This window comes from Desulfitobacterium sp. (assembly GCF_034927245.1).
Classification (GTDB): Bacteria; Bacillota; Desulfitobacteriia; order Desulfitobacteriales; family Desulfitobacteriaceae; genus Desulfitobacterium_A.
Genome location: NZ_JAYFQK010000047.1, coordinates 1 through 12,105, shown reverse-complemented (window position 1 = coordinate 12,105; position 12,105 = coordinate 1). Strand labels below are relative to the sequence as shown.

At 46.3% G+C, this 12,105-nt stretch carries 13 protein-coding genes; 4 read left to right on the top strand and 9 right to left on the bottom strand.

Annotation, left to right across the window (positions count from 1 at the left end; all coding sequences use genetic code 11):
* Positions 1 to 191: hypothetical protein (locus VB077_RS11595; protein ID WP_323415405.1), on the bottom strand; the 191-nt coding region annotated here is incomplete at its 3' end.
* A gap of 71 nt (positions 192 to 262) precedes the next feature.
* Positions 263 to 964: a GDSL-type esterase/lipase family protein gene (locus tag VB077_RS11590; protein WP_323415404.1), complete on the bottom strand. Its 702-nt coding sequence runs from the start codon at positions 962 to 964 to the stop codon at positions 263 to 265.
* Between the two features lie 142 nt (positions 965 to 1,106).
* Here VB077_RS11590 and VB077_RS11585 point away from each other — a divergent pair, with 142 nt between their 5' ends.
* The 3 genes from VB077_RS11585 to VB077_RS11575 all read left to right on the top strand — a co-directional run bounded on the left by VB077_RS11585 (position 1,107) and on the right by VB077_RS11575 (position 2,703).
* Positions 1,107 to 1,610, top strand: a complete 504-nt coding sequence (locus VB077_RS11585; protein WP_323415403.1) for a YlbF family regulator — start codon at positions 1,107 to 1,109, stop codon at positions 1,608 to 1,610.
* 191 nt (positions 1,611 to 1,801) lie between these two features.
* On the top strand, positions 1,802 to 2,389 hold the full coding sequence (locus VB077_RS11580) for a hypothetical protein (protein ID WP_323415402.1): 588 nt from the start codon (positions 1,802 to 1,804) through the stop codon (positions 2,387 to 2,389).
* Positions 2,390 to 2,403: 14 nt separating this feature from the next.
* Positions 2,404 to 2,703, top strand: a complete 300-nt coding sequence (locus VB077_RS11575) for a hypothetical protein (protein ID WP_323415401.1) — start codon at positions 2,404 to 2,406, stop codon at positions 2,701 to 2,703.
* Between the two features lie 104 nt (positions 2,704 to 2,807).
* On the opposite strand, the gene VB077_RS11570 is transcribed toward VB077_RS11575, so the two are convergent.
* Positions 2,808 to 3,824 (bottom strand): hypothetical protein, encoded by a 1,017-nt coding sequence (locus VB077_RS11570; RefSeq protein WP_323415400.1) that lies wholly within the window; start codon positions 3,822 to 3,824, stop codon positions 2,808 to 2,810.
* A 146-nt stretch (positions 3,825 to 3,970) separates the two neighbouring features.
* On the opposite strand from VB077_RS11570, the gene VB077_RS11565 reads away from it, so the two are divergent.
* Entirely contained in the window at positions 3,971 to 4,915 is a 945-nt protein-coding gene (locus tag VB077_RS11565; protein WP_323415399.1) for a metallophosphoesterase, read from the top strand.
* 449 nt (positions 4,916 to 5,364) lie between these two features.
* On the opposite strand, the gene VB077_RS11560 is transcribed toward VB077_RS11565, so the two are convergent.
* The 6 genes from VB077_RS11560 to VB077_RS11535 form a co-directional block, all read right to left on the bottom strand.
* Positions 5,365 to 6,717 carry an acetyl-CoA hydrolase/transferase family protein gene (locus VB077_RS11560; protein WP_323415398.1) on the bottom strand — a complete coding sequence of 451 codons (1,353 nt, stop codon included), beginning with the start codon at positions 6,715 to 6,717 and terminating at the stop codon, positions 5,365 to 5,367.
* A gap of 47 nt (positions 6,718 to 6,764) precedes the next feature.
* On the bottom strand, positions 6,765 to 7,943 hold the full coding sequence (locus VB077_RS11555) for a thiolase family protein (RefSeq protein WP_323415397.1): 1,179 nt from the start codon (positions 7,941 to 7,943) through the stop codon (positions 6,765 to 6,767).
* Between the two features lie 403 nt (positions 7,944 to 8,346).
* The gene (locus VB077_RS11550; protein ID WP_323415396.1) at positions 8,347 to 9,279 is read right to left on the bottom strand and encodes a cell wall hydrolase; all 933 of its coding nucleotides are present in this window, start codon (positions 9,277 to 9,279) and stop codon (positions 8,347 to 8,349) included.
* 78 nt (positions 9,280 to 9,357) lie between these two features.
* Positions 9,358 to 9,678: a MazG-like family protein gene (locus tag VB077_RS11545; RefSeq protein ID WP_323415395.1), complete on the bottom strand. Its 321-nt coding sequence runs from the start codon at positions 9,676 to 9,678 to the stop codon at positions 9,358 to 9,360.
* 19 nt (positions 9,679 to 9,697) lie between these two features.
* Positions 9,698 to 11,401: a S41 family peptidase gene (locus tag VB077_RS11540; protein WP_323415394.1), complete on the bottom strand. Its 1,704-nt coding sequence runs from the start codon at positions 11,399 to 11,401 to the stop codon at positions 9,698 to 9,700.
* A 71-nt stretch (positions 11,402 to 11,472) separates the two neighbouring features.
* Complete coding sequence (locus tag VB077_RS11535; RefSeq protein ID WP_323415393.1) at positions 11,473 to 11,835, bottom strand: response regulator; 363 nt, start codon at positions 11,833 to 11,835, stop codon at positions 11,473 to 11,475.
* Positions 11,836 to 12,105 lie beyond the last annotated feature (270 nt).

Genomic DNA, 12,105 nt, shown 5'->3' with positions numbered 1-12,105 from the left:
CCCGGGCGCCGACAGAGGCAGCGACGGCACAGGACGTGCCTAGTGCAGAGTGCGCCATGGACGGCGTAGCACTCTGCGAGCCGATTCCGGCGCCGAACCCCGCCTACTTTCATCCGGCAGTTTGAGCCGTTAGTTTGCTCTCCGAGCGCCGTGACCGGAGCAGCTGTACTCGCAACTCGCCCCAGACCCATTCATACAAAACCCCATTCATACAGCTCGAAGGCTATCAAAGGCAATAACCCAAATAAAGAAAACCCGCATGCTACTGAAGCACGCGAGCCGCATATTCCCCCATCGCTTCATACCCTTTTGCCGAAGGGTATTTTTTATCGTTTGAAAACCCGTCCAAATAATTGTTATCTTTATCCATCACAACAGAAGCAAAATCCAGAACGACGATCTGTTCAGCCCCTGCATAATTCTTCATCCAGTCGCGCATTTCTTTAATCGTTTTCTGGACCCCGGGATAGGGCATCGGCAGGGCCAGGATCGGCGTTATGTTTTTCGAGCGCGACTTGTCAACAAGTGCTTTAATATTGGTCTGGTACTCTTCCAAAGGGATTGATCTTAGGGCATCTCCATTACCGCCAAAAATAATAACCTGATCCGGAGCTTCTGAGATAACATCAGTATCAAAACGAGATAGCAAATCGATTGTTCTTTGATAACCTTCGCCTTTATTTATTATCGCAATGTTTGACTTTTTTTGAAGAACCGTTGTCCAGGATTGATCTTGGTTACCGGGATAGCCATACGTGAAGGAATCCCCCAGCGCAACGATTTTCTTCACCGTTTGAGTTTGAGTTTGAGTTTGCGTCTGAACTGACTTACCATTCGTAGATCCGGAACTCGTTTCTTGACCCTTTGTACCTCCCCATGCTCCTAAGAATCCAGCGATCACAACCAGGGCACTAAGCACAACCGATAGTTGAATCAATCGGATCTCTATACGATATGTCCTCATTTTGATCCCCCCATAAATAAGCCGCTTTAAAATACATTTCAGTGGTTAAAAGATTCTACATATCTCTGTCCATTCCTGCTCTCACGTCCTGAAGACTTCCCGCATACTTTAATATCAGGAATCAAAGGAGGTGCCCCTTAATATGAGCTACATTGACAAAGCCAGGGAACTCGGTGAGGCCTTGGCCCAAACCCCTGAAGTGCAAGCTTTGCTTGCTGCCGAAGCCGCAATAAGAGCCGACCAGGAAGCCAATGAGTTATTTGTCCAGTATCAGGAAAAGGAACGACAGCTCGTAACAACGCAAATGCTCAGTAAGGTTATTCCCGAAAAAGAATCTCTTGCCCTCATTGACTTGAAAATTCGTATTATGAACAAGCATCCGCTCATTAAAACCTATTTCCAATACCAGCAAAAATTTGAGCGAGTCATGGCTATGGTCAATCTTACGATTACCACGAGTATTCACGGAATGCCTAGCGCAGACCAACTTCCTTTGCCTGATGAACTTAAAGGTATGGCCCAAAAAATCTTTGATTCGATCGGCGGAGGAAATCCTGCTAAAGCAATGGAAATTCCCAAGGATTTCAAGCTTCCTGCTGGGCTGAAACTCCCCCCCAATTTCAAAATACCCGGTATGCCGGAGTAATTCTGATTAAGAAGGTCTTTCTGTATGGCCCAAATTTATTCTCGGCCTATCCTTAAAAATGATATCACCCATCCTACCACACTTATTGCTTTTCTAATTGTGCTCGCCCTTGGGGCATGGCTAATCATTCAAACCTGGTTTTAATCATAATTATTTTCAATGGAGGTTAGGAGAACGAGGAGGTGTGCGACATGGCTATAGAATCTCCTTGCACTCCGCCCATGCCTGTCGCCCCCTTTTCTTTTTCGTTATTGGTCACTAGCCCTATCCGTTGCAATCTCCCCTTCAGCCCTGTCAGTGCAATGCTCTTTCCCCTTGCAAAGGCTGATTTACCCCATGCCACACTTATCATTGCCGGGCTCAATTTTTTAATGAACCTATTGACAAGGCGCTCCATCGTTCATGCTCCTGATCCCCGGCGGATTCAGCCCGATTTGTACCCTGTAACTCTGACCCTCCCCGAATTGATGAACCTTCTGCAAAGTGCCTCGGACGGGACTCTTACAATTCCTAACGGTTCCCCAAGCGGACAAGGTTTTGGTCCCGTCGGTGAGGATGAACCCCTTTTCCCCGATAATCTCAGTTTTTCTTTAAGTGTCAGTGCCCCTTTCGCCGACTTTGACGGAAGCCCTGACACGAATTTTAACGTCCCGCTCTTTGAGATTCCCGGTGTCCCTGGAAATCTTATCCTTGCCCTAGCGATGATTATATCGCAATTTTTCATCGAACGAACCGGCATCGGAACCCCGGGATGCCAACCCACCCCGGCTTCTCAGTAAGGAGGCAAGATTCCATGAACTATTATGGACCCGGAATTCCCCCCGGGGGCATGTCCCCCCCTGCGGTTACTCCTAATCAGACTTTTTCATTTTCATGTCCGGATTATAGTGAATCCGGCTTTCGCAAGAGCATTACCTTTCTGCAGTCTCCCGCAGTCGGGGCAAGCTTTATCGCCATTACAATTTTCTTTTTGATCATTTTTACTTCAAACGTTATCTTTGGTTCGGCAACTCTTGGGACGATTGGAATCATTACCGGTTTAAGCGTTTTGGCTTTTATTACTCTCATCCTTATTATCTTATTCTCGCTATAATCCTCTCTTATTGGGCTGGTTCAGTACTAAACATATGCTAAAAGCGTACTGCAGAAGGAGCTATTGCTCTTGATCAACAGTACGCTTTCTGGGCTAATTTAGGGCTATTGAATAGGGGGAGGTGTCGGTATTTCAGGGTTGATCGGATTTGCCGGGTTAACAGCCTGAACCATTTCCGGTGCGATAGCGCCTTCGCCCAGACCGGCGGGAGCTTGAGGGATATCCGGGACGCCTCCCCGCCCTTGGAATAACCCGGAAATCTTTTGCCACACCGAGCCCCCGGCTTTTTTTACGGGGCTTAAAAAGCGCGAGGCTCCCATCGGTTGTTTGACATGCAATATGACCGGTCCACTGGGTGAGTGACCCAGTTGCTGGGGATTTTCAATCGTAACCAAGACCCGGTTGTAGTGCAGGAGGGGAACCTGACTTCGAAACTGGGTTTGATAAACCCCGCTCCCCACCGGTCGCAAAACCCCCGCCAGAAATCCGGCACTCCCCTTTTCATCGATCAAATACACCGCATACGTTCCATAGCCTTGACCCGTAAGCGAGGTAGGTGAGGGTAGATTGGCAATACACGTAAAAAGATTATCCGGGGAAATTGTTGCTATGCCATTGGCCGCTATCCCTGCCTGTGCCGACTCTAAAATGAGTTGGCGCGGTTGGTTCATCGAGGGTGCGCCCCCCCCCTGTCCAAGGAATGAAAATGGACCCGCTCCCGTTCCCATTCCCCCTCCACCTCCTTGTTTTGGTCCGATGAATCCGCCCCGGCTATTATTAATTTGCCCGTCCTTTTGGAAAATGCCCTTTTGCTTTAATCCGGATCCCAGGTTATTACGGATGGAACCACCGGAGGATACACCCCGTGGCATCCCCTGGGGTATTCCCTGGGGTATTCCCTGGGGTATTCCCTGGGGTATGCCCTGGGGTACCCCCCCCTGCGGCATGCCCGGATACGTTTCCCCCGGATATCCGGCGGGCATTCCCTCGCCCATAGGTGCGATAGGTCCCTGACCTGTCCCCTGCCCCGGATTGTACCCGGACCCCCAGTTTGGTGCTCCGCCCTGCGGACCGGCCTGTCCAAAACCCTGCGGCCTCCCCATATCCCCGCCATAACTCACATGTACTCCCTCCATTCAGTTTGGCTTTCAAAACATGATATGTCAAATCAAGAAATTTGGTTCACAGAAGTTTGGCACTCTTACTTAGATATGATAACATCATATTCAAAGCAGGTTTCAATCGTTCTTGAGGGGGGAGTTTTTTTATGGATAAATCCCCTGGGAAATCTCCCGGGAAATCCGCCAAAACAATAACCCGCCGCAGTTTTTTACAAGGTCTCGGCGGCTTGCTTGCGAGTCATTGGGTTCTATCCGGTACATTGGTTGGTGGAACGGGAATATTCGTCTGGGCTGAACATAGCACACGCATACTTAAAAAAGAGTTTTGGGATTTATCCTATCCGGGTCTTCCCTCAGCCCTTGATGGAAAACGGATTGTCCACCTTTCCGATCTTCACCTGGAACATCTCTCCATCAGCTCAGCCTATCTCCAATCCCAAGTCAATGCTCAAGACCCTGATCTGCTTGTACTGACCGGGGATCTCATCTCCGATCGATCAGATTTAGACAAAGTCGCTCAATATTTGCAGCCGCTTAAGGCAAAGTTCGGTAAATATATGGTCATGGGCAATAATGACTATTCGCATTTCTCGCGGGCCCTTTTTAATCGCTATCTTGAACTTCTTCAAGGTGTCGGCTGGGTCCCGCTTATCAATGATGCCGAACACCTTAAAAATTTGAAGCTGTGGATTATTGGCGTTGACGACCCGGCTACCGCCCATGATAACACTGACCTGGCCTATGCTAAGTTGGTAAATACGGATTCCGCAGGACCCTCTTTTCGTCTTGTTCTTTCCCACTCTACCGATTCTTTGGATGACATCGCCAAATACGGTGCTGAACTTTTCTTGACCGGGCACACTCATGGGGGTCAAATCCGGCTGCCGGGTCTGCGACCGCAAATCACGAACACCTATCTTGGGGATAAAGGCATATATGAAGGATATCATGTCATCCGGGACATCCCCCTCTACATTAACCGAGGAATCGGCGAAAGCGGAATTCCTTTGCGTTTCAATGTCACTCCGGAAATCGCCATCTTTACTTTACACAGGGGTCAGGCTGAGCCCGTTCATGTAACAAGAGAATAATTTTTAATCTCATACTGATAGTAAAACAAAAGAAGCTTCCGGTGCCGAAGTTTCATTCTTCTCATGAAACTTAGCCCGGAGGCTTCTTTATCCTACGATGCATGCGGGTGAGTCTGGCAGGATAAGGGCGACTAGGTAACTGTCTTCGCTTCGCTCGCCACTTTCCAAGTCTTCTTTATCCTACGATGCATGCAGGTTAGTCCGGCAGGATAAGCGCGACTAGGACGCTACCTCGCTTCGCTTGCTACCGGCCAAGTCTGCTATACCCTACGATGCATGCAGGTTAGTCCAGCAGGATAAGCGCGACTAGGTAACTGTCTTCGCTTCGCTCGCCACTTTCCAAGTCTTCTTTATCCTACGATGCATGCTGTTAAGTCCGGCAGGATAAGGGCGACTAGGAAGCTGTCTTCGCTTCGCTCGCCACTTTCCAAGTCTTCTTTATCCGATGACTAAGCGTTGACAACTTGTCCTAGGCGCTTATTGCTCCGACGCCAGATCCCTATTTTCTCCGCTTCTTTGATCAAATCTTCGCGGAAGTCAGGGTGGGCGATCGAAATTAAAGCTTCAGCCCGTTCCCACGTCGATTTTCCTTTTAAATTCACAATACCATATTCAGTAACCATATATTCAACCAGTGCCCGATGCGTTGTGACAATTCCGCCCGGGGTAATGATGGGGTTAATCCTTGAGTAACGCTCTCCGCCTTTTTTGAAGGTTGACTCCATCGCCATAAAGGATTTCCCGCCTTTGGAATGATACGAACCAAAGGCAAAATCAAATTGTCCCCCTGTCCCGCTGATATGACGTGTTCCGGAGGACTCTGAGGCTACTTGCCCTGTCAAATCAACCTCGATACAGTTGTTAATGGAAACCACATTATCATTTTGAGCAATGATGAATGGATCATTGACATAATCAACCGGATAAGCCGCACAATTGGCGTTATTATCTAAAAAGTCATAGGTCCTTTGTGTACCAAAGCCAAACGTATAGGTCACTTTATATTTATCAATGTTCTTTCTTGCTCCGGTCACGACTCCCGATTCCACCATATCAACCATGGACTCTGTAAACATCTCACTATGAAGCCCTAAATCTTTCAAATCCGATTGGGCAATCATCTGGCCCAGGGCATTCGGCATACCGCCGATTCCGAGCTGAATACAATTACCATCCTCCAGCTCAGGCAAGATAAACGAAGCAATCTTTTTCTCAATCTCTTTTGGCTCGCCGCCCGGGACATTTGCTAACTTCCAGTTAGTTTCTACAATGTAATCCACTTCTGAAATATGAATGCATTCTTCCCTGCCTCCAAGACACTTAGGCATGCTGGGGTTGACTTCGAGAATAACAATTTTAGCCTTTTCACAAACTGCATGCACGTGTGAGACTTGTGGTCCGAAGTTAAAATACCCATGTTCATCCATCGGCGTAACGGGAATCATGGCCACATCCACATCAAGGAATCTCCGATACATACCCGGGAGTTCATGAAAGAGCATCGGAATATACCAGGCTTCATTTTTATCATGAAGTTTACGGTCAATACCGCTGAAATGCCAGTTGTTAAAGATAAAATGTTCGGCTTCCGGGTCAACCTTTACCACTTCAGGCACACGCAATGAGGTTATCGAACGGATATTTACATTTTCGAGTTCATCCTTACGTGCTGCCAGCGCTTTATCAAGCGCTACGGTCTGACCCGCGAAGGCACCATAATCAACCCAGTCCCCAGATTTAACAACACGAACTGCTTGCTCAGGAGTTACCAGTTTCCTTTGATATTCTTCTGCCAAACTCACCTGAACCATCCTCCTCAATTTACGTTTTTCTATTTTTATTTATCTATCTATAAGAGCTCAACAATTGCGGCAACTGCCGGACCGCCACCCGCACAAAGCGAGGCACAGCCATAACGGACCTTACGACGTCTCATTTCATGCAACAGAGTAACCATCAACCGTGCTCCGGTAGCCCCGACGGGATGTCCCAGAGAAATCCCGGAACCATTAGCATTCACTTTGTCCATGCTGAGCTTAAGTTCACGGTTCACCGCCAGGAATTGGGCTGCAAAGGCCTCATTCAATTCCCAATATTCAATGTCATCAAGCTTTAGGTCCGCAAACTTCAAGGCCCGATTAACGGCTGGCACAACACCGATACCCATGATTCTTGGATCAACCGCCGCCGAAGCCGTTGCAAGGATCTTAGCCAAAGGTTTTATTCCTAACTTCTTAGCCTTCTCACTACTCATAAGGATCAATGATGCACCGGCATCATTTAACCCGGAGGCATTGCCGGCTGTAACCGTTCCTTCTTTTTTAAAGACAGGCTTAAGCTTAGCTAGGATTTCGGGAGTTGTTGAGGAATTAGGGTGTTCATCAATCCTGATTTCCTGCACTCCCTTTTTGGTCTTGATTTGGACCGGTGTAATTTCCTCTGCAAATTTTCCTTCTTCAATGGCTTTTACCGCACGTTGGTGACTTAAATACGCCAGTTCATCCTGTTCTTCGCGTGAAATGCCATACATTTCTGCTAGGTTTTCCGCCGTGACCCCCATATGGTAGTCATAAAAGGCATCATGCAACGCATCATGAAGCATCGCATCGACAATGACATCATTGCCCATCCGGTAGCCGCTTCGTGCCTTAGGGATGAGATAAGGAATATTCGACATACTCTCCATCCCAACAGCAGCCCCAATCTCTACCTTGCCCAAAGCGATCTCCTGGGCCAAAATTTCCATACCCCTAAGCGATGAGGGACATAATTGGTTGACCGTTACACCCACAGTTTCCAGAGAACAACCCGTTTTAAGGGCAACTTGCCTTGCCGGATTTCCTTTTAAGCCGGCTTGAAAAACATTACCGGCAACAACCTCTTCGATCTGTGAGGGATCCAACTTTGCTTTCTGCAAGGCAGCCCGCAAAGCTGCCACACCTAAATCAATTGCCGAAATATTCTTTAAAGCACCGAGATAATCACCGATTGGTGTACGGGCAGCGCTCACAATGACAACTTCCTGCATGCACATCCTCTCCTTTAGACTGCGCTTTCTATATTCACAAACTCTTAATCTTCTATTGCAAGACATATACCAATTTTCCGAAAATTTATGTAAATGCTACTATTCTATCTTCACAAAGTCCCATCAGTAAGGTGTTTCTGTACAATTAAAATAAAAAATGATAGAATATTTATGGATTTTGTAAAATTAAGTACAAATATATAGAGTGTCTCCAAATATATACAGTCAATTTTCCAAATCATCCGAATTCGCTGATCACAAGCGATGAATAAACCATGTCTTTGCTTTCAAAGTAGAGTGTCTCTATTTATGGACAAAATCTCTCTTTATAGACATTTGTGAAAAAAAACTCTGCGCCGCTCTTCTTTAGAGTGTAACGCAGAGTTTAATAATTTCGCTTAGATTAAATACTAAACGTGTGGTTGCCTATTGTTTTAATGACAGCGCGACTCTTAATCCATTGATCTGTCGCAGTCTTGGGATTGAAATAGAAAAGAGCACCGCCGGTCGGGTCTTCGCCCCTTAAAGCCGCTTCTGCCGCTTTGTAGGCTTCTTCATTCGGGGTAAGATGAATTTGTTTATCGACAACAGCCGTAAACGCACCCCGCTGATAAATGACATCATGAATTGTATCCGGAAAGCCTGAGCTTTTAAGTCGGTTAAGAACAACCGCACCTACGGCTACCTGACCTTCAAAATCTTCCCCGCGCGCCTCGGCATAAATTACTCGGGCCAGCAAATCAATTTCAGACTGCGCAACTTCAACGATATACGTTTCCTTCTTTGGGGCTTGCGCTGTCTCGATTATTTTCTTAGATTGTTCATTCGCAACCTGTTCATTCAAGACCGGCTCTTGCAGTGGATGCTCCGAGGCCTGCTGCCCCCTTGATAAATGAGAAGCCTCCTCCATATGGAACTCAAACATTTTAACTTCTTCAGGGATTTGTTTTTCGGGAATATCCTTTTGCGGAATATCTTTTTGCAGCTGAGAATGACTTTGCGGCTGATCCGTGTTTTGCTTTTGAGCCCGTATAATCAGTTTTTGCCCGACACGAATATGATCAGGATACTGAATCTGATTGATTTGGGTTAATTGTTCAAGGCTCATTTCATACTTATCGGCTAAACTCCACAATGTATCCCCTTCTTGGATAATAATAGGGGCGGTTGGGTCTAACGATTGATTTTGATCTACCTTGGCAGCTGAGCCTTCTATTTTAATAGGTTCACTGCCCGTTTGCCCGCGTACAGGGTATATCGTGATTTGTCCAAAAAATAGGATAAGCACCCCGCACAGGAACATCGCCGAGGATTTCCGGCATCGTCGGTGTGGCAAAAAAAATCACCTCTTCAGTAAGAATTATTTCTATTCTTTCCCAAAGAGGATGACTTTTATAACTTTTTCCGTTAATCGTTAATCACAATACCCTTTTTTATGTAATTTTTGGATATGATCTTCGAGAATTTTATCCAGATCGATCCCATATTGTTCCTCTAAAACGAACATCATGGTAACCGCGGTTTGAGCAACATCAACAAGTTCTTGAGCGACCATCTGCATTGCTTCTGCCTCTTCCACACGTAAACGTTCGCCGCTTAACCCTCGAAATTTCCCGATGGCTTGAGCCAGTTCCCCGGACTCTTCCATAATCTTCAAAGCAGTGCTCTCTAACGAAGGACTAAGCCGGTTAAGCCGAGGCAAAGTCACCGTTTTCGAACGACGAATCTCTTCCAATGATCAAAACTTCCTCTCTTCATTGGTTTCCTTTAACAAGGCCGATATCCATAATAGCCTGCCCATAATCAGACATCTTCAGCAGCTCGCTTTGCGGCGGTTTCTGAGACCGGCTTGCTTGAATTTGAACCGGTGTATCTGAAGCAGCCGTTTTGATTACAGCCAGCGCATTCTCCCGTATTGATTCACCCTTTTGATCCTGAATCGTGCGATGAACCACCATCCAGTAAGTTTTCCCTGATTTCAACAGATCCCCGGGAATAACCTGAAGCTTATCATCACTTAACGGCTTAAATTCGAGCGGCACACGTTCCCCGCTCTCCTTTTCAATGAGTTCTAAACTTTGGGCTGTTACTGTTTCCCAATTGATCGGTCCTGAAAATGTAACCGTGAACTTTTTATCAAGCGGTACGTCTTGAAGCCCATTCAGTTCTTGATAATCCGGGTAGTAAAGCGGCCATCCTTTTTCCAGCTCTTCATGTGTGTACGCAGAGCCAACATTACCCATCATCTCCGCATACGCCTGCCAATAATCGGGGGTTTGAGCCTGTTTTAAGGGGATCTTCCAAGACTTATTGTCGGCAAAAACCTGAACCCGATCTTCCTCATTGGCATTGACACTCGAATCTAAAGTACTTGCAAGAAGAAGTTCGGCTGCTTTCTCCGAGTCTGAATTTACAATTGGGATATCCGGGCTAACCCCAACCCCATTGATTTCATGCCTGTATGGAGAAAAGAACTTTGCAACCGTCATTTTGAGAACACTTCCATCGGAGAGAGGGAATAACGTCTGGACTGAACCTTTGCCATAGGTTTTGTTGCCGAGAATCGTGGCTTTGTCATAATCCTTAACAACGCTCGTAAGAATCTCCGAAGCACTGGCACTATTCTCATTCGTTAAAAAAATTGTAGGTTCGCTCAAGGTGATCTCTTGTTTTTGCCCTAGGTATGCTTGATAAATTCCTTTGCTGTCTTTCGTTTGCAAAGCCGTCTGATCACCGATAAAATACCCCGCCAAGCTTAAAGCGGTCGTCAAATACCCTCCCGGATTATCCCGTAAATCAACGATCCACGCTTTGGCTCCTTTGTTTTTAAGCTCCTTGACCGCCTGATCAAATTCTGCCGGAGTCTTTTCCCCAAACGTATGAATAGCCATATAGCCAATATTCTCATGAACAATTTTTCCCTCGACATTCGGTATCTCAACGACACGCCGCGGAACCTCTAAATTAAAATTTGTCCCGTTGCGCAGTACGGAAAGCCAAACCGCAGTGCCTTCCGGTCCCTTGATCAGACCCACGGCTTTTTCCTGAGAAAGTCCCGCTAAAGATTGTCCATCTGCCTTGGTAATAATGTCACCCGCCTGAAGTCCAACCTCTTCTGCCGGGGAGTTACGAATGATTGAACTAATTCGAATTCCTTCCGGAGCAATTTTAATATAGACTCCAATACCGGTAACGCTCATATCAATCGACTGAATAAAATTCTGATACTCCTCAGCCGTCATATAGACTGTATAAGGATCTCCAAGTTTCTGCAGCGTTTCTTGAATACTCGGAGCAGTCAGAACCTCACTGGGTACCGGATCAACATATTGTTCCTCTAAAAGTGTCCTTACTTCGGGCAGCGTAGCATCCGCGGCGGCTGCCGGTGCTGCTATAAGTAAGCTTACCAATAAAACCAAAATCATTAATGTATTTTTCTTATAAATCCATTTCAACATCTGCTTCTACCCACCCTCTTTCAAGTGCTAAATTCGACATAAATCACATTATTCCTGTACTATTATTGGGCTCATCCCAAAGCTTTCAGAGCATAGTGCCGCAAGATTTCGCTTTCTAAGGGGATTGGCAATGATGCATAAGCCCCGGCCGTTATCGCTTGTTCTTCATCGCACTTTTCCCCGCCAACCATAATCACGGGTATAGCCTGTGATCGCTCGTTTAACTTTAAAAGCGTAAGGATCTCAAGACCGCTCAAAACCGGCATTTTCCACCCGAGAATGATCAGGGATGGCCGATCGCCTGAAAAGGACAGCTTCAAACATTCATCCCCGGAAGCTGCGGATTTTAGTTCAAGTCCTATGTTTTGTAGCGTTTCCAGAATACACAATCGTATTGATCGATCTTGGTCGGCAATTAATACATAGCCGGACATAATTGCTTCCTCGCTTTACTTGAATTCATTGAACAATTTACCAAAACTAATTTTACATTTTAAGCCATATGAATTGCTTTATCAAGCATTCACCCTATTCATATTTGTTATATCTTTTGTTTTTATCAGCATTTATATAGCCATTCCTTTCGCTTCGCTCAAGGCACAAAACAGCATGAAATATGTTGCCTTCGAGCTAATTTCTTACTATTCTACAGCCATAGGGATAACAGTTAACTACAAATCACGAGGAGGTGAGTGGGCTGCTCC